Annotated in this window: 18 protein-coding genes; 9 read left to right on the top strand and 9 right to left on the bottom strand. The window is 69.3% G+C overall.

Features of this window, described 5'->3' with window-relative positions:
- Window positions 1-16: 16 nt before the first annotated feature.
- Window positions 17-961 (top strand): M28 family peptidase, encoded by a 945-nt coding sequence (locus tag AB0I34_RS20320; protein WP_360447030.1) that lies wholly within the window; start codon window positions 17-19, stop codon window positions 959-961.
- On the opposite strand, the gene AB0I34_RS20315 is transcribed toward AB0I34_RS20320, so the two are convergent.
- The gene (locus tag AB0I34_RS20315) at window positions 958-2,301 is read right to left on the bottom strand and encodes a CapA family protein (protein WP_360447028.1); all 1,344 of its coding nucleotides are present in this window, start codon (window positions 2,299-2,301) and stop codon (window positions 958-960) included. The two genes, AB0I34_RS20320 and AB0I34_RS20315, sit on opposite strands and share 4 nt — an antisense overlap.
- 78 nt (window positions 2,302-2,379) lie before the next feature.
- On the opposite strand from AB0I34_RS20315, the gene AB0I34_RS20310 reads away from it, so the two are divergent.
- Complete coding sequence (locus AB0I34_RS20310) at window positions 2,380-3,933, top strand: adenylate/guanylate cyclase domain-containing protein (RefSeq protein ID WP_360447026.1); 1,554 nt, start codon at window positions 2,380-2,382, stop codon at window positions 3,931-3,933.
- Here AB0I34_RS20310 and AB0I34_RS20305 read toward each other — a convergent pair.
- Genes AB0I34_RS20305 through AB0I34_RS20295 form a run of 3 tightly spaced genes read right to left on the bottom strand, consistent with a single transcriptional unit; the run spans window position 3,871 to window position 6,226 of the window.
- A complete protein-coding gene (locus AB0I34_RS20305; RefSeq protein WP_360447024.1) occupies window positions 3,871-4,629 on the bottom strand; it encodes a TioE family transcriptional regulator in 759 nt (252 codons plus the stop codon). The genes AB0I34_RS20310 and AB0I34_RS20305 overlap by 63 nt on opposite strands.
- 30 nt (window positions 4,630-4,659) lie before the next feature.
- Entirely contained in the window at window positions 4,660-5,412 is a 753-nt protein-coding gene (locus AB0I34_RS20300; protein WP_360447022.1) for an SDR family oxidoreductase, read from the bottom strand.
- Between the two features lie 19 nt (window positions 5,413-5,431).
- A complete protein-coding gene (locus AB0I34_RS20295) occupies window positions 5,432-6,226 on the bottom strand; it encodes a GNAT family N-acetyltransferase (protein WP_360447020.1) in 795 nt (264 codons plus the stop codon).
- Between the two features lie 110 nt (window positions 6,227-6,336).
- Here AB0I34_RS20295 and AB0I34_RS20290 point away from each other — a divergent pair, with 110 nt between their 5' ends.
- Complete coding sequence (locus tag AB0I34_RS20290) at window positions 6,337-7,131, top strand: metalloregulator ArsR/SmtB family transcription factor (protein WP_360447018.1); 795 nt, start codon at window positions 6,337-6,339, stop codon at window positions 7,129-7,131.
- Window positions 7,132-7,134: 3 nt separating this feature from the next.
- On the opposite strand, the gene AB0I34_RS20285 is transcribed toward AB0I34_RS20290, so the two are convergent.
- The 3 genes from AB0I34_RS20285 to AB0I34_RS20275 form a co-directional block, all read right to left on the bottom strand.
- Window positions 7,135-9,267, bottom strand: coding sequence for a DEAD/DEAH box helicase (locus AB0I34_RS20285; protein ID WP_360447016.1), 2,133 nt, complete (start codon window positions 9,265-9,267; stop codon window positions 7,135-7,137).
- A 68-nt stretch (window positions 9,268-9,335) separates the two neighbouring features.
- Window positions 9,336-9,815 carry a redox-sensitive transcriptional activator SoxR gene (gene soxR, locus AB0I34_RS20280; protein WP_360447014.1) on the bottom strand — a complete coding sequence of 160 codons (480 nt, stop codon included), beginning with the start codon at window positions 9,813-9,815 and terminating at the stop codon, window positions 9,336-9,338.
- 46 nt (window positions 9,816-9,861) lie between these two features.
- Window positions 9,862-11,136: an MFS transporter gene (locus AB0I34_RS20275; RefSeq protein ID WP_360447012.1), complete on the bottom strand. Its 1,275-nt coding sequence runs from the start codon at window positions 11,134-11,136 to the stop codon at window positions 9,862-9,864.
- Between the two features lie 70 nt (window positions 11,137-11,206).
- On the opposite strand from AB0I34_RS20275, the gene AB0I34_RS20270 reads away from it, so the two are divergent.
- Entirely contained in the window at window positions 11,207-12,202 is a 996-nt protein-coding gene (locus AB0I34_RS20270; protein WP_360447010.1) for a helix-turn-helix domain-containing protein, read from the top strand.
- A 6-nt stretch (window positions 12,203-12,208) separates the two neighbouring features.
- On the opposite strand, the gene AB0I34_RS20265 is transcribed toward AB0I34_RS20270, so the two are convergent.
- Window positions 12,209-13,336 carry a Xaa-Pro peptidase family protein gene (locus AB0I34_RS20265; protein WP_360447008.1) on the bottom strand — a complete coding sequence of 376 codons (1,128 nt, stop codon included), beginning with the start codon at window positions 13,334-13,336 and terminating at the stop codon, window positions 12,209-12,211.
- A 78-nt stretch (window positions 13,337-13,414) separates the two neighbouring features.
- Here AB0I34_RS20265 and AB0I34_RS20260 point away from each other — a divergent pair, with 78 nt between their 5' ends.
- The 3 genes from AB0I34_RS20260 to AB0I34_RS20250 are packed head-to-tail and all read left to right on the top strand — an operon-like array spanning window position 13,415 to window position 16,735.
- Window positions 13,415-14,233, top strand: a complete 819-nt coding sequence (locus AB0I34_RS20260) for an alpha/beta hydrolase (protein WP_360447006.1) — start codon at window positions 13,415-13,417, stop codon at window positions 14,231-14,233.
- A gap of 10 nt (window positions 14,234-14,243) precedes the next feature.
- Window positions 14,244-15,134: an SDR family NAD(P)-dependent oxidoreductase gene (locus AB0I34_RS20255; protein ID WP_360447004.1), complete on the top strand. Its 891-nt coding sequence runs from the start codon at window positions 14,244-14,246 to the stop codon at window positions 15,132-15,134.
- Complete coding sequence (locus AB0I34_RS20250; RefSeq protein WP_360447002.1) at window positions 15,131-16,735, top strand: AMP-binding protein; 1,605 nt, start codon at window positions 15,131-15,133, stop codon at window positions 16,733-16,735. Before AB0I34_RS20255 ends, AB0I34_RS20250 begins: the two co-directional genes overlap by 4 nt.
- On the opposite strand, the gene AB0I34_RS20245 is transcribed toward AB0I34_RS20250, so the two are convergent.
- Complete coding sequence (locus tag AB0I34_RS20245; protein ID WP_360447000.1) at window positions 16,721-17,515, bottom strand: TIGR03619 family F420-dependent LLM class oxidoreductase; 795 nt, start codon at window positions 17,513-17,515, stop codon at window positions 16,721-16,723. The two genes, AB0I34_RS20250 and AB0I34_RS20245, sit on opposite strands and share 15 nt — an antisense overlap.
- A gap of 174 nt (window positions 17,516-17,689) precedes the next feature.
- On the opposite strand from AB0I34_RS20245, the gene AB0I34_RS20240 reads away from it, so the two are divergent.
- A complete protein-coding gene (locus AB0I34_RS20240; protein WP_360446998.1) occupies window positions 17,690-18,097 on the top strand; it encodes a universal stress protein in 408 nt (135 codons plus the stop codon).
- Window positions 18,098-18,355: 258 nt separating this feature from the next.
- The gene (hrpA, locus tag AB0I34_RS20235; protein ID WP_360447072.1) at window positions 18,356-22,288 is read left to right on the top strand and encodes an ATP-dependent RNA helicase HrpA; all 3,933 of its coding nucleotides are present in this window, start codon (window positions 18,356-18,358) and stop codon (window positions 22,286-22,288) included.
- Window positions 22,289-22,312: the final 24 nt, after the last annotated feature.

Raw genomic sequence — 22,312 nt, 5'->3', positions numbered from 1 at the left:
CCGGCACCATGGAGACATGCGGGCCGCGTTGGCCGCCATCCTCGTCCTGCTGACCGCCGCGTGCACCAGCAGTACCCCGCCACGCCTCCCGTCGCCCGCACCATCCTCGAGCGCACCACAACCCCAACCGACCCCTACTCCCACGCCCACCCCTCGGCCGACCCCAGCTGTCTTCGACAGCCGCACCGCACTGCAGACGGTCGGCCACCTCGCGGGCCTAGGTCCACGTGAGGCGACCAGTCCGGCGTACCTGCGCGCTCTCATCTGGCTGGAGCAGCGCTTCCGCGCCGCCGGCTACCAGACCAGCCGTCAGCCCGTGCGGGTGCCGTCAGGGGTCTCCTGGGGCGTGCCGGTCCGCGCCGGGACCAGCTGGAACCTGATCGCCGCCAAACCAGGTTTCGCACCCTCAGCGCCGCACCGCATCGTCGGTGCCCACCTGGACACAGTCCCCCAGGCGCCCGGCGCCGAGGACAACGCTTCGGGCGTCTCCGTCCTGCTCGGCACCGCTCAGCTCTACCAACGCCGGGCACCGAGGCTCCCGACCATCTTCGTTGCCTTCGGCGCCGAGGAGCCACGCGGCGACGGCGACAACCGCCACCACTACGGCTCGCGCACCTATGTGGCCGCGCTGCCGCCCGCACAACGCAGAGCGCTTCGCGGCATGGTGTCTCTCGACCGCGTCGGCGTAGGAACCGTCGTACCGATCTGCTCTGCTCAAGCGAACGCCGTCGCGTTGCGGAACGAGCTTCGGACGGTCGCAGCGCGCGCTCGCGTGCCGAGTCGAGCGTGTGTGAACAGGTCGAGTGACCACTGGTCGTTCGTCCGCTCCGGACTACCAGGCGTCCGGCTGGGCAGCACGCCGTACGCCGAGTATCACAGCGCCCGCGACCTCCCTCGGGTTGTGTCGCCCGCCCAGCTTGGCCGAATGGGTCGTGTGGTGACCGCCTGGCTCGACAGTTAGCGGATGTCCGACAGGATCTGCTCCGCCCGGGCGCCGGTCACGACCCGCGGGCTGAAGTCACGACCGATCACGTACGGCGTGAGCCGCGCGGCCTTGAGTGTCTTGCCCCAATAGGTGAGCTCCAGCAGGACGCCCTCCTGGGTCTGCTGGGAGAAGTCCATGTCGAACACCAGATTGCCCAGCGAGTGCGCGACCACCTTCCCGGCCGCGAACTGCACGTCCTGCACCCAGTGCGGATGCCCACCGATCACCAGATCCGCTCCAGCCTTGGTCAGCGCAGACCCAACCGTCCGCTGCGCGGGAAAGGGGGTGTGCGTGTACTGCTGACCCCAATGCGGCAGTACGACGACAATGTCGACGGCGGACTTCAACGTTGCCACGGCCTTCGTGAGCGCAGCCAGGTCGCCGGCGTTCAGCGGTCCTGTCCGTGGCGGCATCCGCACGCTGAGCGCACCGGGACTCGTTGACGTCGCGCGTGGCGTCTCGCCGATCGCGTTGAAGGCCAGGAAGCCGAACCGAACTCCATCACGCTCGACGATTGCGGGGCGGACGGCCTCGGCGACGTTGCGTCCGGCCCCTACCGGCTGGAGGCCGCCGGCTCGCACCAACCGGACCGTCTCCAGCAGGGCGCGATCCTGGAAGTCGCCGGTGTGGTTGTTGGCCAACGACAGCACATCGACTCCGGCGTCCCGCAGACCCTTCACCACACCTGGTGGGGCAGCGAAAGAGTCGCCGCCTTGCTGTGCCGTTCCTGCCCGGGACAGTGTGCTCTCCAGGTTCACGACGGTGACGTCGGCTGCGGCCAGCCTCGGTCCGATGACGCGCAGCGGTCTGGACACATCACCGGTCCTCGCCGCCGCGGTCGCCACCCGTCGGCCGAGCATGACGTCACCGCCGAACGTCACGTCGACGACTGGCCCGGTGGGCTGCGCGCCGACTGTCCGGAGCGGATACCGCGCGGGTTGCTTCAGCGGGTCGATCCCGCCGACCGTCAGCGGCCGCACACTCGGCCCGACCATGGCAGCAGGCACGACGGCGAGTGCGCTGGTAGATCGTTGCGCGTCCCGCAACGACATGACGCGGAATCCCTGCCAGGACTTGGTCGTTCCCCGCGCGATCGCCTTCGCGGTCGCGAGGTCGATGTCCTGTGCCGCCCGGGTCGGATGAATAACGAGAACGAGCGGTTGAGTTTCTCTGACCGTCGGAGTTTGTTGCGGACGGCTCGGCGAAGACTTCGGCGTACTCGAAGGGCTGGGCGAGGGCTGCGTTGTGGTGTTGTCCGAGCACGCGACCAGGGCGGCCGCTGCAGCAGCCAGCGAGACACGCCGCCATACCGCCATGGGTCCACGGTAGCCAGGCTCGCCAAGGAATAGGACGGTTGCGGGAACCGGGGTGGTTGCTAGCAGACTGTCACCATGATGTCCGAGGGGCGACCCGAACTCGTGCTGCAGCGGCGGCCGTTCGGATCGTGGTTGCTCGGACCGGCCGACCAGAGTACGACGCTGCTGCGGTTCCGGCTGCAGGTGCTGATGACAACGTTCTCGATCGTCACCAACCTGATCGGTGCCGCGGTCGTGTTCGTGCTGGCCGTCTTCGTGCTGCCCGGGCCGCCGCTGGTCGACGAGCTCCAGCTCGCCGAGGCGATCGTGATCCCGCTGTACTTCCTCTTCGCCGTGGCGATCGGCTGCATCTGGAGCACGCGGCTCACCCGCCACGTCACCCGGTGGGTCGACGAGGAACGGCCCGCCACCCGGAAGGAGCAGCTCGCGACGCTCCAGCTGCCGCTGCGGCTGACGTTGATCGAGGTGCTGCTCTGGTCGGTCGCCGGGGTGATCTTCACCGCGATGACACTCGCGCTCCAGCCGGAGAACGCGCTCCGCGTCGCGGCCACGGTCTTCGACGGCATGATCATCACCTGCACGATCTCCTATCTGTTGACCGAGTTCGCGCTCCGGCCGGTCGCCGCGCGGGCGCTGGCCGACTCCTCACCGCCGCGCCGGGTGCTCGCGGCGGGCCTCAAGGCCCGCATCGTGATCTTCTGGGCGGTCGGCTCCGGCGTACCAGTGGCCGGCCTGATGCTGGCGGCGATCGTCGCCCTGTTCGAGAAGGACGTCTCCACGACCCGGCTCTCGGTCGTGATCCTTGCCCTGGGCATCGTGGCCATCGGCAACGGGTGGTTGCTCACCGTACTGTCGGCCCGGTCGGTGGTCGCGCCGGTGCGCTCGGTCCGCAACGCGCTCACGCTGATCGGCGAGGGAGAGCTGAACATCCGCATTCCGGTCTTCGACGGTACCGAGCTCGGCTCGCTGCAGTCGGGCTTCAACCAGATGGCGGAAGGACTGCGCGAGCGCGAGCGGATCCGGGACGTCTTCGGCCGGTACGTCGGTCCGGAGGTGGTGCAGGAGGCGCTCGCGAGTGATCGGCTCGGCGGGGAGGATCGCTTCGTCGCCGTCCTCTTCGTCGATCTGATCGGCTCGACAGAACTCGCCGCCGAGCACCCACCGGCCGAGGTGGTGCAACTGCTGAACCGCTTCTTCACGATCGTGGTCGACGAGGTCGACCAGCAAGGCGGGTTCGTCAACAAGTTCGCCGGCGACGCCGCACTCGCGATCTTCGGCGCCCCGGCCGAGCTCCCGGACGCGGCCGGAAGTGCTCTCCGGGCCGCCCGCACGCTGGCCGCCCGGCTCGACGACGAGCTGCCCGAGGTCACAGCCGGCATCGGGGTCACCGCCGGCATCGTGGTCGCGGGCACGGTCGGCGACGTACGCCGGCACGAGTACACGGTCATCGGCGACCCGGTGAACGAAGCCGCTCGCCTCAGCGAACTCGCCAAGTCGACGCCCGGCCGGCTGATCGCCTCGATGACCGCTGTCTCGGAGGCAGTCCCCACGGAGGCGCAGAACTGGCACTCAAGTGACCAGGTGACCGTCAGGGGCCGCGCCGCCCCGACCCATCTGGCCATCCCACGCTGATTTCTCCTGCAGGAGCTGGTGCAGCAAGGCCGCGCCGTGGAGCATCGCATTGGTCTGGCGGTTGTGCGCGGCCCGGCGCTCGGCAAGCGCACTGCGAAGAGCCTCGGTGCTGCCGGTACGACGGAGACCGTCGAGGACAGGCCTGATCTGCTCGAAGTAGTAGCGCCCCTGCCGCAGCATGTGGATGATCCGGGCATCACGGATCTGTTCCGGTCCGTACTTCCGGTACTTCGTCCCGGGCTCCCGCATCGGCGACAGGAGCCCAGCCGCCTCCCAGACCCGCAGCGCCGAGGTACGCACGCCCAGCTGATGCGCCAGCTCACCGACCAGCAACGACGGACCGTTGGCCGGTGTCTCGTCCAGGAACTCGGCCGCCATCGCCCCGAGCGCCTCGCTGGCCGCATCGGTCGCCAGCCGTTGGTGGTGGAGTCCCGCGTGCGCGGCGTCGACCAGCCGGTAGGCGAGCTCGTGGTCTCCCGCATGTACGGCCTGCATGATCGACGTCGCCACCTCAGGCCCGAACCCAGGTCCCAGGGCCCGATAGGTCAACAGCGCGGACAGATGCTCATCGCCGTACTGGCGGTACCCGCTCGCACTCCGCGGTGCCGGCGGCAGGATCCCGGCCGCCTCGTAGTTGCGCACCAACTGCGTCGACACCCCAGCCCGCCGCGCCAGATCCACCGGCCGCAACCCCACACCACACCTCCTCTTCAAGAGCTCCGGCGGTCAGCGGCCGCCGGAGACGTCGAGGGTGGTGCCGGTCATGTAGGACGAACGATCGGAAGCGAGGAAGGCGATCGCCTCGGCAACCTCCTCTGGCTTGCCAGGGCGGGCCAGCGGCGGCGTGGTGCCGATGCGGTCCAGCCGGCCGGGCTCGTGGATGTCGGTCTCGATCAGTCCGGGGCGGACGCCGAGAACGCGAACGCCCTCCTCCGCCACCTCGCTCGCCAGGCCGATCGTGAGCGCGTCGACGGCCGCCTTGCTCGCGGCGTAGTCCACGTACTCGCCCGCCGAGCCGAGCACGGCTGCTCGCGACGACACGTTGACGATCACGCCCCCGGTACCGCCGTACGCCGTGGACATCCGCCGTACCGCGGCGCCCGCGACCAGGAAGGCGCTGATCGAGTTGATCCGGAAGACCCGGTCCAGCCGTTCGGCGTCGTACTCCGCCACCCGCCCCAACGGTGAGACGATGCCGGCATTGTTGATCACGGCACCGATCGGCCCGAGTGCGGCGGTGATTGTCTCGAAGAGGTGCTCGATCTGGTCCGCCTCGAGCACGTCGGCCTGGACCGCGATCGCGCGCCGTTCGAGCTCCGAGCACGCCTTCACGACGCGTGCCGCTTCGTCCGCGCGAGTCCGGTAGTTCACGCCCACGTCCCAGCCGTCGGCCGCCAGAGCGACCGCCGCCGCTGCACCGATGCCGCGGCTCCCACCGGTGATCAGAGCGACCCCGCGCCGTCCGTCAGTACCAGTCATGCCCCTACCCTGTCATGCCTCACGAGGCAGGCGGCAGGGTGAACTGCAGCTGGGTTTCCGTGTCCTGGAAGCCGAGCGCGCGATACAGCCTGATCGCGAGGTATTCCGGGTCCGCCACCATCACGAGCGTCCGCGCACCACCGTCGGTCAGCCCGTACGTCGACGCGTGGTGGACCAGCGTGCTCGCGATGCCACGATTGCGGTCGTCCGGGTGGGTCTGCACGTGCTGGAATCGCGCGAGACCCTTGCCGTCGAACATCAGCCCGAGCGAGCTCTGCAACCGGTCACCGTCGAACGCACCGAACCACTGCCCGTGCCCGGCCGCCACCAGCGCACGGTGCGCCGCGTCCCTGCGCCGGGTGAACTCGACGTACCCGTCGTCGACCTCCATCGTCGCGGTCGCCAGGCCGAGTTGGGTCACCTGCTCCCAGTCGTCGTCGCTGGTGATGAACCGGTACGTCGACTCGTCGTTGGGCCGGCGGGGTGGGACGACCCGGCTCGCGGTCATCACCACGTTCCGGTCGACCGTGAACCCGGCCGCGGCGAGCTCGTCCTCGGCGCCGATCTCGCCGTCGACGCTGTCGATGCCGAAGGCAACATGCTTCCCGGCCGGGAACTCGGCGCGGTACGTCTCCAGCCGGGACTTCACGTCACCGGGGGCGAAGATCGAGCGGTACAGCAGGAAGTTCCCCCACCAGTACGTCGGGTTCGCCGGCGTCCGGATCACGACGTACTCACCGGCGTCCTGGAATTCGCTGCCGCTCAGCTCCAGTAGCAACAGATCGGTCCGGTAGCCGAGGCTCTTGATCTCCACCCGCTCATCCTCCAGCGCACGTCAATCGGATTCGAGCATTGACATGCAGCCGATTGGCTGCCTATTGTCGGTCATGCAGCCGGACGGCTGCATATCCTGATCGGAGAGCGATGGACGACGAGGTGTTCCGCGCCCTGGCCGACCCCAGCCGCCGGCAGTTGCTCGACATGCTGAACGCGCGCAACGGCCAGACGCTGCGGGAGCTCTGCGCCGGCCTCGACATGGCCCGGCAGTCGGTGAGCAAGCACCTCACCGTCCTCGAGACGGCGAACCTCGTCACCACCGTGTGGCGGGGCCGGGAGAAGCTGCACCACCTGAACGCCGAGCCGATCAACGCCATCGCCGAGCGCTGGATCAACCGGTACGACCGCCGGCGGGTCGAGCTGTTCGCCGATCTCAAGACGGTTCTGGAGGCCGAAACCATGGGCGACAACGACTTCGTCTACACCACGTACATCAAGACCACGCCGGAGCGGCTGTGGCAGGCACTGACCGACCCGAAGTTCACCGAGCAGTACTGGGGTGTCCAGTTCGAGACCGACTGGACCGCCGGCTCCGAGTTGGTCTGGCACCAGGGCGACGTCACGATGGCTGGGCCGGGCCAGGTCGTGCTGGAGCACGACCCCTACACGCGGCTGTCCTACGCCTGGCATCACATGACGCCCGAGTTCGCCAAGGCGGTGGACCTGGATGACGACCTCTACCGCAGGGCCAGCGCCGAGCCGCTGTCCACGGCGACCTTCGAGCTCGTGCCGGCCGGCGACCAGGTCAAGCTGACCGTCGTCCACAGCGGCTTCGGGCCGGGCAGCGCCATCCGCGAGATGGTCAGCGAGGGCTGGGTCGCACTCCTGTCCGACCTCAAGTCCTTCGTCGAATCCACCCCTGAACTCGCGGCCGTGAAGTAGTCCCTACGGACGCTTGTGGATGAGCAGTGGGAGGACTGCCGCCGCACCGGATTCGCGGAGCTTGGCGGCGCAGACAGTGACGGGCCACTGGGAGGAGCTGGCGTCGACGAGGAGAAGTACGGTGCGGCCCGCGACCGACTGTGCGGTCTGGTCGTCGACGTGGAGGCCGTCCCGCCAGACCTTGGCCTCCTCGGCTGAGGACAGGTCGTCGGTGAAGCCGGTCGGGTTGATCGTGAGCTCGGCGCGGTCCAGGTGGCCGACGGATGCGACGTGGTCGGCGATCGCCGAGGTCAGTCGGCCGTGGCCCGCGGCCGGCAGCGGTACGACGACCTCGGGGCGACCTGACCAGCTGCTGCGCCAGCGCGACAACGCGGCGACAGCGCCGGACTTCAAGGCTTCGAGAGGCTCGGCTGGGAGCTCGGCATCCGCGTTGAGGGTGGCACGGAGGACCTCGCGCCATTCGGGAGCGTCGGCGTAGATGAGGCTCCGGCCGGGCTCGGCCATCAGCTCCGCGGGGATTCGTCCCTTCGCACCGAACGCGCCGCCCGGCCACATCTTCCGCGGCTCCAGCACATGCACCTCGCCACGCAGCAACCGGGTGACCGTCGCCACCGTCTCCGCCTGCGCCGAAGGCAGCAGCGGATCCGGCAACGCCCCGAGGCAGACCGAGCATCGCCGGCACGGCTCGGCCGACGGGTCGTCCAGCGACTCCTGGAGCAGTTGCATCAGGCAACGGTCGCCACGCGTGTAGGCGCGCATGATGTCCGCCTCGCGCCGCCGTACCGCGACGATCCCGTCGTAGTGCGCGGCGTCGAAGCTCCACTCCACGCCGGTCCGCACCCAACCGCGCTCGACCCGGTCGACCGCACCGTCGACCGCCAACTGCTTCAGCATCAACTCGACCCGCGTCCGGCGCAGTCCGGTCTCCGCCTCGAGCATGGGAACAGTGGCCGGCTGATCAGGCCCGTAGCCTTCGAGCGCCTGCAGCAGACGATTCACGTTCTCCGGAACAGGGATGGTCGCGGTCGCGAAGTAGTCCCACACACCGGCATCCGCGTCCGATGGCAGCAGCGCCACAATCGCGTGGTCGATGCCACGCCCGGCCCGCCCGACCTGCTGGTAGTACGACACCGGCGACGGCGGCGATCCGACGTGCACCACAAACCCCAGGTCCGGCTTGTCGTACCCCATGCCGAGCGCGGAGGTCGCGATCAGCGCCTTCAACTGGTTCGCGCGCAGCGCGTCCTCGAGACTCTCCCGCTCCCCCGCCTCCAACCCACCCGTGTACGCCGCCACTGGCACATCGCGCCCGTGGACCTCCTGGATCGTCGCCGCCAGCCGCTGCGCGTCGGCCACAGTGAGCGTGTAGACGATCCCGGATCCCGGCAGCTTCGGCAGGTGATCGACGACCCACGCGAACCGATCCAACGGCGACAGCGCATCGACCACCGCCAGTTGCAGGCTCGATCGCGCCAGCGGACCTCGCAGTACCAGCGTGGACTCCCCCAACTGATGCGCGACGTCGTCGGTGACGCGTGAGTTCGCCGTCGCCGTGGTCGCGAGAACCGGGGTCTTCGGGTTCAGCTGCTGCAGTACGTCGGACACCCGGCGATAGTCCGGCCGGAAGTCGTGACCCCAGTCCGACACCGCGTGCGCCTCGTCGATCACCAGCAGCCCGACCTGGCCGGCCAGTCCATCGAGCACCCGCCGCCCGAACCCCGGATTCGCGAGCCGCTCAGGCGACACCAGCAGTACGTCGATGCCCCCGGAACGCAGGTCGTGCTCGATACTCGACCACTCGTCGATGTTGTTCGAGTTCAGCGTCGCCGCGCGCAGCCCGGCACGGCTCGCGGCCGCGACCTGGTCCCGCATCAACGACAGCAACGGCGACACGACAAGCGTCGGCCCAGCCCCCTCGGCCCGGCGAATCGCGGTCGCCGCCCAGTACACAGCCGACTTCCCCCACCCGGTCGCTTGGACGACGAGCACTCGGGCGCCCGCCTCGCACAGGGCGGCGACCGCCGTCTCCTGATCGGGCCGCAACCGCGCGCTCTCCCCCGCGATCGCCTGGATCACGCCACCCGCGATCCCCGCGCGCGTGTCGGTCAGAGTGAGCGTCGCACTGGAGTCAGCCATGCCGAAACCCTAGACGCCCGCACCCCCAGTTCGCTGGGCGCGGCCGCCAACCTGTGGAAAACCCTCGGTCAGGCGCACTTTCCGGGATGACACGGCTCGCCATTCGCCGCCAGCAGTCGCTGCGGGCCCGGTCCGTTCGCGGCCAGAGCGTCGTACGGGTTGGCGAGGGCGCAGCGGTCGAGGGACAGGCAGCCGCAGCCGACGCAGTCCTTGAAGTCGTCCCGGAGTTGTTCGAGGTGCAGGATGCGCTTGTCCAACTCGGCCTGCCAGCACTCCGAGATGCGCTCCCAGTCCTGCCGCGTCGGCGTGCGGCTCTCGGGCAGCAACGCCAGGATCGCCGCCACCTCCGCGAGCGGGATTCCGACCCTCTGGGCGATCCGGATCAAGGCGACCCGGCGCAGCGTGTCGCGCTTGTACCGGCGCTGGTTGCCCGACGTACGGCGACTCACGATCAGGTGCTGCCGCTCGTAGAAATGCAGCGCCGAGATCGCCACGCCACTGCGCTGCGACAGCTGCCCGACCGTCAACTCACCTGGCTCGATGTCCACCGCTCCGCCCTCCGACCTCAACCTAGATCGAGGCTAGCTCAGAGAGTCAGGCGGTCACGAGTCGGCGTCCGATGCTCGCGGACATCAGCGCGGCCGCCGCGCACAGTCCCCCGGCCAGGTACCAGGCGAGGTTGTAGCTGCCCTGCACGTCGCGGATCGCACCCGCACCCGTGGCCGCCAGCGCGGCTCCGATCTGGTGCGACGCGAACACCCAGCCGAACACGATCGGCCCGTCCACTCCGAACCACTCCCGGCACAGCGCCACCGTCGGCGGCACGGTCGCGACCCAGTCGAGGCCGTAGAAGACGATGAACACCCAGACGCTCGGCTGCGCGGTCGGGCCGAGCAGCGACGGCAGGATCAGCAGCGACAGCCCGCGCAGCGAGTAGTAGCCGATCAGCAGGTACCGCGGATCCCACCGGTCCGTCAGCCATCCGGACACGATCGTCCCGCCGACGTCGAACACACCCACCAACGCCAGCAGCGACGCCGCAGTCGTGGCCGGCATGCCATGGTCGTGCGCAGCCGTGACGAAGTGCGTGCCGATCAGACCGTTGGTCGACGCTCCACAGATCGCGAACCCACCCGCGAGCAGCCAGAACGCCGGCCGCCGCATCGCGGTCCACAACGCGGTCAGCGCGCGCACCGCGCTGCTCCCGGTCGACTCGACCCGTTGTCCCGCCGTGCTCCCCTCCGGAGCGCCGTACGCCCTCAGTCCGACATCGCTCGGGTAGTCGCGCAGGAACAGCAGCACCAGCGGTACGACGGCCAGTGCGGTGCCGGCTGCGACCAGGGCCGGTACACGCCAGCCATAGTCGGCCGCCAGGTTCGCGATCAGCGGCAGGAAGATCAGCTGCCCGGTCGCACCGGCCGCTGTGAGGATCCCGGTGACCAGTCCGCGGCGGGCGACGAACCAGCGACCGGTGATGGTCGCGACGAACGTCATGGACATCGATCCGGTGCCGACACCGACGAGTAGGCCCCAGCAGAGCAGCAACTGCCAGGACGAGTTCATGAAGACCGTCAGTCCGCTGCCGAGAGCAATCAGCACCAGCGCACCGCTGACCACCCGGCGCAGACCGAGCCGGTCCATCAGCGCCGCGGCGAACGGCGAGATCAGGCCGTACAGCAGGAGGTTGATCGACACCGCCGACGAGATCGTCGCGTGCGACCAGCCGAACTCCTCGTGCAGCGGGTCGAGCAGCACGCTCGGCACGGACCGGAACCCGGCCGCGCCGATCAGGGTCACGAACCCAACAGCGGCGACTGCCCAGGCCAGATGCACCCGGGCAGCCTTCTTCGTCGGCAGAATCTGCGTCACCCGCCTAGATTGCCGTCCGAAGGGACGCCGAACCAGTGGCCGAACTGCCACCATATGTCAAGATATGGCCATGACAGCCCGAGGCAAGCGGCATCTGGCCGCGGTCGGCCCGCACCGGGTCGCCGTCCTGGCCCTCGAACCGGTGGTCGGCTTCGACCTGACCATCCCACCGGCTGTGCTCGGCGCCGCGGCCCGCGCGGACGGCAAGTCGCTGTACGACGTCCGCGTCTGCGGCCTGGACAGGTCGCCGGTCCGGACCAGCGCCGGATTCAGCCTGCTCCCGGACTACGGACCCGAGGAACTGGCGGAGGCCGACACGGTCATCATCCCGGGGACGTACTACCCGAAGCCACGCAACGAGGGCATCCTGCCCGACGACCTCGCCGCGGCCCTCGCCACGATCCGTCCCGGCACCCGGATCGCCTCGATCTGCACCGGTGCGTTCGTGCTCGCCGCGGCGGGTTACCTGGACGGGCGGCCGGCCACGACGCACTGGAAGCGGGCCGAGCTGTTCCGCCGCATCTACCCGCACATCGACCTGCAGGAGGAGTTGCTGTTCGTCGACGACGGCGACGTCGTCACGTCCGCCGGTCTGGCCGCGGGCGTCGACATGTGCCTGCACCTGGTCCGCCGCGACTTCGGCAGCGAGGTCGCCAACCGCGCTGCGCGGAGCTGCGTCGTACCGCCGTGGCGGGACGGTGGCCAGTCCCAGTTCATCGAGCGCGTCGTACCAGACGAAGGCACCGACGGTACGGCGCCCACCCGGGCTTGGGCGCTGCAGCGGCTCAACGAGGAGCTGACCTTGCCGGGGCTGGCCGCGCACGCCCGGATGAGCGTGCGCACGTTCAGCCGCCGGTTCAAGGCCGAGACCGGGCAGTCGCCAGGAGCGTGGCTGTTGCAGCAGCGCGTGCGGCATGCCTGTGAGCTGCTGGAGACGACCGACCTCTCTGTGGACCGCGTCGCCGACGCTGCCGGTCTGGGCACCGCGGCGTCATTGCGGCACCACCTCCGGTCCGAGCTCGGGGTGTCGCCGCTCGCCTACCGCAAGACCTTCCGCGCCGGCTGACGGGCGTCAGAGCACGACAAGGTCGTGCGGCCGCTGGTTCATCGGCTCGACGCCGTCCTCGGTGACGACCACGATGTCCTCGATCCGTGCACCCCACCGGCCCGGCTGGTAGATGCCTGGTTCGACACTGAACGCCATCCCCGGCTCGAGCAGCAGTCCGTTCCCACCGACGATGTACGGCTCCTCGTGGACGTCGAGCCCGATCCCGTGACCGGTCCGGTGGATGAAGAAGTCGCCGAAGCCGGCTGCCGCGATCACCTCTCGCGCCGCCGCGTCGATCGATTCCGCGGACACCCCCGGCCGCACCGCGTCCACCGCCGCTTGCTGCGCATCCCGCAGTACGGCGTACGTCGCGGCGACGTCGGCGTCACGCGGTGTGCCCACGGCGTACGTCCGGGTCGAGTCCGAGTTGTAGCCCTCGGCAACGGGTCCGCCGATGTCGACCACCACGATGTCGCCCGCCTCGATGACCCGATCGGACAGGGCGTGGTGCGGGCTCGCACCGTTCGGTCCGCTGGCGACGATGACGAAGTCGGCCATGACGTGACCCTCCTCGACGATCGCGTCCGCGATGTCCGCGCCGACCTCCGCCTCGGTCCGGCCGGGCCGCAGCCACTCGCCGACCCGGGCGTGCACGCGGTCGATCGCCGCGCCTGCCTTCCGCAGAGCCTCGACCTCCGCCGCGTCCTTCCGCATCCGCAACTCACGCACGATCGGACCGGCCAGAGTCTGCTCCGCCTTGGGCAGTGCGTCCCTCAGCGCCAGCACGTGGAGCGCGGGCGTGAAGTCGCTGACCGCGACCCGGTCCGAACCGCGCAGCCGATCCGCCGCCAGGCCGTACGCATCGTCGCCGTCCACCCAGGTGACGACCTCGACCCCGAGTTCCTCCAGCGGCAGGCCGTCGTACCCAGGTGCTTCCAGCTTCGGTACGACGAGCGCCGGGGCCCCGTCGGCGGGGATCACCAGCGTCGTGAGGCGTTCGAAGGATCCGCCGGGCTGACCGAGGAGATAGCGCAGGTCGGAACCGGGCGCGATCAGAAGACCGGTGCCGGCCGCGGCTTCTCGGGCACGCTCCAGGCGGGAACGGAGGACCGCGGATTCAGGGACAGGACCAAGGGGTGAGCGACGAGCCATGAGGTCGACTCTAGAACTGTCGGCGGCGATTGCTACAACTTGTTTCGCCCTGACCGGGCTTGGCGAAAGGCGATTCTGATGACACTGCACCACGTGTCCTTCGGCGACGGCACTCCCGTGCTGGCGCTGCACGGCTGGACTCCCGACCACCGGCTGATGACCGGCTGCCTCGAGCCGATCTTCACCGACCTGCCCGGCTATCGCCGGCTCTACCCCGACCTGCCCGGCATGGGGCAGAGCCCTGCCGGCGACATCGACAGCTCGGACGGGATCCTCGCGGCCGTGCAGAGCTTCGTCGACGAGCAGATCGGCGCCGAGCCCTTCCTGCTCATCGGGGAGTCGTACGGCGGCTACCTGGCGCGAGCCCTGGCTCGGGAGAGACCGGAGCAGGTGCTCGGTCTCAGCCTGATCTGCCCGATCGGCACGGTCGTCGAGAACGCGGACCGCACCGTGCCCGAGCACGTCGTGCTGCGATCGGAGCCGGGCGTCGTCGAGTCGCTGACCGAGGGTGAGGACTTCACCGAGCTGGCCGTCGTGCGGACCGCCACGGCCTTGGCCGCGTACCGGAAGGACGTTGCGCCGGGGCTCGCGCTCGCCGACACCACAGCGCTCGATCGCATCGAGAGGAAGCGCAGGCTGTCGGTCGATCCGGAGAGCGGTCCCGTCTGGACCCGCCCGACGCTGATCGTCTGCGGCCGGCAGGACTCGATCACGGGGTACGAGGACACCTATGTCCTGCTCCCCCACTACCCGCGGGCGAGCTTCGTCGTCCTCGACGTGGCGGGGCACAACCTCCAACTCGAGCAACCGGAGCTGTTCGCTGCTCTGACCCGCGAGTGGTTGCAGCGGGTCGCCGACGACGCGCAGGGCCTGCCACAGCCGACTACCAGCGGGTAATGTCACGGTCATGGTGACTGGGAAGCGGTCGATCGGGTGGTCGTTGCTGGTCGCGCTGACCAACGGGCGGGCGCGGATCGCCGACGACCAGCTGGCCGCTGCCGTCGGTGGACAGGTCGTCCTGGTGACCGGGGCGTCGTACGGGATCGGTGAAGCGACCGCGCGGCGACTCGCCCGGGCCGGAGCGACCGTGCTGCTGGTGGCTCGGACGGCCGACCAACTGGAGGTGGTGGCCGGCGAGATCCGGTCAGCAGGCGGTACGGCGTTCGTCCACCCCACCAACCTGGCTGATCCGGCCGCGGTCGAGGACCTCGTGCGGACAGTGCTGGCCGAGCACGGACATGTGGACGTGCTGGTGAGCAACGCGGGCAAGTCGATCCGCCGGTCGATCGCCGACTCCTACCAGCGCTTCCACGACATCGAGCGGACGAACGCGGTCAACTACCTCGGCCCGGCCAAGCTCGTCCTCGAGCTGCTCCCGTCGATGCGCGAACGCCGCTCCGGCCACATCGTGAACGTCTCGACCGCCGGAGTCCGGACACCGCCGATGGCCCGCTGGTCGGCGTACCTGGCCTCGAAGAGCGCGTTCGACGTCTGGTTGCGGTCCGTGGCGCAGGAGATCCGCGGCGACGGAGTCACCACGTCGACCGTCTACATGGGTCTCGTGCACACGCGGATGAGCGAGCCGACCCCCTTGCTGAACAAGATGCCCGGACTGTCGCCCGAGCAGGCCGCCGATCAGGTGTGTACTGCGGTCGCCGAACGCCCGCACAACATCACGCCACCGATGGTCCGGCCGGCGGATGCCTTGGGCAACCTGTTGCGCGTGCCCACCGACCGGCTCTTCGAGCAGTACTTCCGACGTACCGACGGGAGATCCAAACGCAGGGGGCAGCCGTGAGGGCGCCGCGGCCGATCGCGCCGATCCGGCCTCCGGAGTGGCTGGTCCAGGGCGCAGCCGAGGTCGGCGGTGTGTCCGTCGCGTTGCTCAGGTCCGGAGTCTGGCGGTCCGCTCGACCTTCACACCTCATCGGGATCGAGCGCGCTCTGCGCCACTGGGGCCAGTCGATGGCCGCACTGGGCGTGATCGCCGCGATCCGCTACCCCGATCGCGCCGCCGTGATCGACGAGGACGGCAGTACGACGTACGCCGAGCTGGACCACCGGTGCGAACGGATCGCGGCGGCGATGCACGCGCAGCACCAGATCGTTGCCGGCAGCAAGGTGGCGGTGCTGTGCCGGAACCACCGTGGCTTCCTCGAGGCGACGCTGTCCGCATCCCGGGTGGGCGCGGACGTGTTGTTCGTGAACACCGAGTTCGCTCCCCCGCAGCTGGCCGCGGTGCTGGAGCGGCATCGACCCGATCTACTCATCCACGACGCGGAGTTCAGCCCACCGGCGGACATCCCGTCCGTGCTCTCGGATCTCGACGAGCTCGCCGCATCCGATGCACCTGAGGCGCCGAAGCCGGACTCGCCCGGGCACATCACCATCCTCACCTCCGGTACGACCGGGACGCCGAAGGCCGCGCCCCGGGTGCCGACCGCGCTCGGCCTCGCCGGACTGACCGCGAGTGCGCTCAATCGCATCGGGTTGCGGTCGGGCGAGCCGATGGTGATCTGCCCGCCGCTGTTCCACGGACTCGGTCTGCTGACCTCGATGCTCGCCCTCTTCCTCGGATCGCCGCTGGTGCTGGCCCGCCGGTTCGACGCCGGCGCGGTGCTCACCTCGGTCGAACGGGCCAGAGCCGGCTCGATGGTCGCCGTACCGGTGATGCTGCGGCGGATGCTGGAGCTCGGCCCGACGGAGATCGCGACGCATGATCTGCGGTCGCTGCGGGCGGCGATCTCCGGTGCGTCCGCGCTCGGCGCGCCACTGGCCGAGCGGTTCATCACGCAGTTCGGGCCGGTGTTGTGTGACGCCTACGGATCGAGCGAGGTCGGCATCGCGACCATCGCGACGTCCGCCGACCTGATCGCCGCGCCCGGGACGGTCGGGCGGCCGTGTCTCGGCAGCTCGATCCGCATCCTCGACGACAACGATCGGCCGGTGCGCACCGGCGAGACCGGTCGGATCTTCGCCGGCGGCGGGCTCGTGTTCGGCGGCTACTCCGATGGCTCCAGCAAGACGGTCGTCGATGGGCGGATGAGCACCGGCGACCTCGGTCACCTGGACCGGCTCGGTCGGCTGTTCGTGGACGGCCGCGAGGACGACATGATCGTGTCAGGCGGCGAGAACGTGTACCCAGTCGAGGTCGAGGAGTGCCTGGCCAGTCACCCCGCGGTCGCCGAGGCCGCGGTGGTCGGCGTACCGGACGAGGAGTTCGGCCAACGTCTGATCGCGTACGTCGTACTGCGCGAACCGGTGTCGGAGGACGACCTGATGGCGCACGTCCGGGCGAACCTGGCCCGCTACAAGACGCCCCGCGAGATCCGCATCGTGGAGGAGTTTCCCCGCAACGCCACCGGCAAGGTCCTTCGCAATCGGCTACTCGACGGCTAGTCCGAAAGCGTCGCGGAAGCGGGTCATGCGGTCCAGGGTCCGGTTGTGGTCGCCGAAGGAGACTGCCAGGGAATCGGCGCCGACCTCGGTGAGTTCGGTGCCCTGCCGGACGACGGCGTCGAGTTCCGACGCTGCGCCGGACCAGTGCAGGCGCCTGCCGACCTTGACGTGACGGTCTGTCTGAGCGCGGATCTTCGCGACGGCCGCGCGGAAGGACGATGAATCGAGGCCCAAGCCCTGCCACTCGTCGCCGAAGCGTGCGACGCGACGGAGGGCTGGCGCACTGTCGCCACCGATCATGATCGGGAGCGGGGCGCGCGGCTTAGGCTCGAAGACACCGCCGCGGTCCTCACCGTCGAACAACCCCCGGATGATCTCCAGCGAATCGTCCGTCCGTCGCCCCCGCTCGCGAAACGGAGCACCGACGGCGGCGAACTCGGGCTCGGTCCACCCCACGCCGACGCCGAGCACCACTCGCTCGCCGGACAGCCGATGCAGGGTCGCTGCCTGCTTCGCGACGACGTATGGGTTGCGCAGCGGGAGGATCATCACCGAGGTCCCGAACCGGATCCGCGTCGTCCGTGCCGCGAGGTAGCCGATCGTCACCAGCGGCTCGTACACCCCGCCGTACTCGGAGCCGAACTCGCCCGGCGGCAGGATGTGATCGGGCAACCACGCCGTACCGTAGCCGAGTTCCTCCGCGGCGACGGCCAGTTCGACCAGCCGTTCGGGTGGCATAGTCGCCGACTCGTCCGGCAGCACCACTTGCAGTTCGACCATGCGGTCGACGCTATCGCCTCACACCGGTGTCAGAGTCAAGCAACCGGGGTGGGGCGGACGTGCGCCACTCCACAACCACGCGGATCGCCTGGACGAGGCGCTGGATGAGCGTGAGCCGGTCGGCTTCCGCGTCGTTGATGAGTGGCACAGGTCCGGAGATGGGAGAGTGAACCTGTGAAGATCCTGGTCGGTTATGTGCCAACTCCCGAGGGTGAGGCCGCGCTCACGGCGGCGGCTGTGGAGGCCGAGCTGCGGGGGGCGTCGGTGCTGCTGCTGAACACCAGCCGTGGCGACGCGTACATCGACGCTCGCTATGCCAACGCCGACGAGCTGGCCGCCGCCGCGGCTCGGCTTGGGGAGCGTGGCGTCGAGGTGACGATCCAGCAGGCCGTCTCCTCGGGCGACGTGGCCGGCGAACTCCTCAAGGCAGCCGGCGCCGAAGACGTCGGCCTGATCGTTCTGGGCCTCCGCCGCCGCAGCCCGGTCGGCAAACTCATCCTCGGCAGCACCGCCCAAAGGGTCCTCCTCGAGTCCCCCGTCCCCGTGCTCGCCGTGAAGGCGTCGTCTCGGGACGAAGACTGAGCAGCCGGACCTCCACGCCATCACAATCCACGCGGACGGAACGTTCGCCCGCGTAGGCCTGTGCGGAGGCGACGGTTGTGATGGCCTGGCGGTCCACTAAACCCAGGTGAGGCGCTGGGGTGGGGCGCCTAAACTGGTGGGGTTATGCCAGAAGCCCGGACCGAGTCCCCCAGTCCCTCCCCTGCTCCCACCAACCGGCGTCCCCGTCGCCGGGGGCGTGGCCCGAAACCGCCATCGGATCAGACTCCGGCCGCTGAGCTGAACCTGGGTGACGTGGTGGCGCGGCTCGAGGGGCTTTCGGTGTATGACCGGGAGCAGCTCGGGCGCCGGCTGGAGCGGGTTCGGAGTACGAAGGAAGCTCACAAGCGCGAGCAGGCGTTGCAGGGTGTGCTCGGGGCGGTGGAGCAGGCTGAGCAGCGGGTGGAGTTGCGCCGGCTGGCGGTGCCCGAGATCACGTATCCGCCGGAGCTGCCGGTCAGTCAGCTGAAGGACGACATCGCGGCCGCGATCCGGGACCACCAGGTCGTGGTCGTCGCCGGCGAGACCGGCTCCGGGAAGACGACCCAGCTGCCGAAGATCTGCCTCGAGCTCGGCCGCGGCATCCAGGGCATGATCGGTCACACCCAGCCCCGGCGTCTCGCCGCACGCACCGTGGCGGAGCGGATCGCGCAGGAGCTCGGCACGGAGCTCGGCGAGACCATCGGGTTCGCCGTACGGTTCACCGACAAGGTCAGTGAGCGCTCGCTGGTGAAGCTCATGACCGACGGCATCCTGCTGAACGAACTGCAGCGCGATCGCGACCTGAGCCGGTACGACACGCTCATCATCGACGAGGCGCACGAACGCAGCCTGAACATCGACTTCATCCTCGGCTACCTCAAGCGCCTGCTCCCCCGCCGCCCGGACCTCAAGGTCATCATCACCTCCGCGACCATCGACCCGGAGCGGTTCGCCGAACACTTCTCCGACAGCCAGGGCAACCCCGCGCCCATCGTCGAGGTCTCCGGCCGGACCTACCCGGTCGAGGTGCGCTACCGCCCGATCAACGATCCGGACGACCCGAGCACGCTGGACCGCGACCAGACCCAGGCGATCCTGGACGCCGTCGACGAACTCGAGCACGAGGCCCCGGGCGACGTACTGGTGTTCCTCAGCGGTGAGCGGGAGATCCGCGACACCGCCGACGCGCTCAACGACAAGTACGCCGGTCAGAGCGGCCGGCCCGGGGCCGTCGAGGTCCTGCCGCTCTACGCCAGACTCTCCAACGCCGAGCAGCACCGCGTCTTCCAGCCGCACTCGAACCGCCGCATCGTGCTCGCGACCAACGTCGCCGAGACCTCGCTGACCGTCCCCGGCATCAAGTACGTCGTCGACCCCGGTACGGCGCGCATCTCGCGGTACAGCCATCGCACCAAGGTCCAGCACCTGCCGATCGAGCCCGTCTCGCAGGCCAGCGCCAACCAGCGCAAGGGCCGCTCCGGACGGACCAGCGACGGCATCTGTATCCGGCTGTACTCCGAGGAGCACTTCGAGAGCCGGCCCGAGTTCACCGACCCCGAGATCCTGCGGACCAATCTCGCGTCCGTCATTCTCCAGATGACCTCGATCGGGCTCGGCGACATCGCCGCGTTCCCGTTCATCGACGAGCCGGACAAGCGCAGCATCAGCGACGGCCTGCAACTACTCACCGAGCTCGGCGCGATCGAGTCCGCGAAGGCGACCGAGCGGCACCGCAGGCTCACCCCGATCGGCCGCCAGCTGGCCCAGATCCCGCTGGACCCGCGGCTGGCCCGGATGATCGTCGAGGCGGACAAGCACGGCTGTGTCCGTGAGGTGATGGTGATCGCCGCCGCGCTGTCGATCCAGGATCCGCGCGAGCGGCCGACGGACGCCGAGGCGCAGGCGCAGCAGGCGCACGCCCGTTTCCGCGATCCCACCAGCGACTTCCTCGGGTTCCTGAACCTCTGGAACTACCTGAAGAAACAGCAGAAGGAGCTGTCCGGCAACCAGTTCCGCCGGATGTGCCGCAGCGAGTACCTCAACTATCTGCGCGTCCGGGAGTGGCAGGACATCTTCGCCCAGCTCCGCCAGGTCGCGTCCCAGATCGGCGTCACGCTGAACAGCGGCGAGGCGGCCGACCCACAGGCCGTCCACGTCTCGCTGATGTCCGGTCTGCTGTCCCATCTCGGCATGAAGGACCCGGCCAACCAGCACCAGTACCTCGGTGCCCGCGGCACCAAGTTCGCGATCTTCCCCGGCTCCGGACTGTTCAAGAAGCCGCCGCAGTTCGTGATGGCCGCCGAGCTGGTCGAGACCTCGCGGCTGTGGGCGCGGGTGAACGCCAAGATCGAGCCCGAGTGGGCCGAGGACATCGCTCCGCACCTGATCAAACGCACGTACTCCGAGCCGCACTGGGAGCGCAAGGCCGGCGCGGTCATGGCCTACGAGAAGGTCACCCTGTACGGCGTACCGATCGTGGCGCGGCGCAAGGTCAACTACGGCAAGGTCGACCCCGAGGTCTCCCGCGAACTGTTCATCCGGCACGCGCTGGTCGAGGGCGACTGGGACACGCACCACAAGTTCTTCCACGAGAACCGCAAGCTGGTCGAGGAAGTCGAGGAGCTCGAGGAGCGGACCCGGCGGCGCGACCTGCTGGTCGACGACGAGACGCTGTTCGCCTTCTACGACGAACGCGTCGGCGCGGAGGTCGTCACCGGTCGGCACTTCGACACCTGGTGGAAGAACGCCCGGCAGCGTGACGCCGACCTGCTCGACTTCGAGCGGTCCCTGGTCGTCCGCGAGGGTGCCGAGGTCAAGGAGGAGGAGTTCCCGCTGCACTGGATGCAGAACGGGATGACCTTCGACCTCACCTACGCCTTCGAGCCGGGCACCGACGCGGACGGCGTGACCGTACACATCCCGCTGCTGGTGCTGAACCAGGTCACCGCGGACGGCTTCGAGTGGAGCGTGCCCGGCTTCCGCGAGGAGCTCGTCACCACCCTGATCAAGTCTTTACCCAAGGCAATCCGGCGGAACATCGTGCCTGCCCCGGACCACGCCCGCCAGATCCTCCCCCACCTCGACCCGGCCTCCGGACCGCTCACCGACGCGATGGCGCGAGAACTGCGCAACCTCCGCGACGTACTGATCGAGCCGGGCGACTGGGACTGGAGCCGGGTGCCCGAGCACCTGCGGATGACCTTCCGCGTGATCGACGACAAGCGCAAGACGGTGGCCGAGGGCAAGGACCTGGCCAAGCTCAAAGAACGCCTCAAGCCGAAGACCAAAGCCGCCATCTCGCAGGTCGCGTCGAAGGCCGTCAGCGGGCTGGAGCGGTCCGGCCTGACCGACTGGACTTTCGGCGACCTGCCGCGCAGCTTCTCCGAACACCGCAACGGGCTCACGGTCGCCGGCTACCCGGCGCTGGTCGACGAGGGCAAGACCGTCGCGATCAGACTGCAGGAGACCGAGCGGGACCAGGCCGCCGCGATGTGGAACGGCACCCGCCGGCTCCTGCTGCTGACGATGCCGTCCGTGATCGACGTGGTCCAGCGCAACCTGACCAACCAGCAGAAGATGACGCTGATGGCAGGCCCGCACCGCAGCGTCGGCGAGCTGCTCGACGACGCGATCACCGCGGCCGTCGACCAGTTGATGACCGCGGCGCACGGCCCGGCGTGGAACCTGACGGCGTTCTCCGTACTGCGGGACGCCGTACGGTCGGAGCTTGCCGACACGGTGCTGACGATCCTTCGGCAGGTCGAGCAGGTGCTGGCCCACGCGCGGACGGTGGACAAGCTGATCTCGCGGGCATCGAGCCCGGCGCTGCTCGCGGCGTTGTCCGACGTTCGCGGCCAGCTGGAAGGTCTGGTCCACCCGGGCTTCATCACCGAGACCGGAGCCACCCGGCTGCCCGATCTCGTCCGCTACCTGCGCGGGATGGAGCAACGGCTCGACAAGATCGGCGCCAACGCGATGCGCGACCGCTCGGGCATGGCGATCATCCAAACGCTCGATGCCGACTATCGCGCCCGGTTGAACGCCGTACCGACCGGCAAGTACCCGAGCCCGGAGCTTCTCGAGGTGCGGTGGATGCTCGAGGAGCTGCGGATCAGTCTGTTCGCGCAGACCCTCGGTACGCCGTACCCGGTCTCGGAGAAGCGGATCCGCAAGGCGCTCGCGACGGCTTGATCGATCGTTGATGCCGGCGCGGGA

It is taken from the genome of Kribbella sp. NPDC050281, from assembly GCF_040655855.1.
Classification (GTDB): domain Bacteria; phylum Actinomycetota; class Actinomycetes; order Propionibacteriales; family Kribbellaceae; genus Kribbella.
The sequence above is the reverse complement of the archived record's forward strand: the minus strand, read 5'-3'. Positions and strand labels throughout refer to the sequence as shown.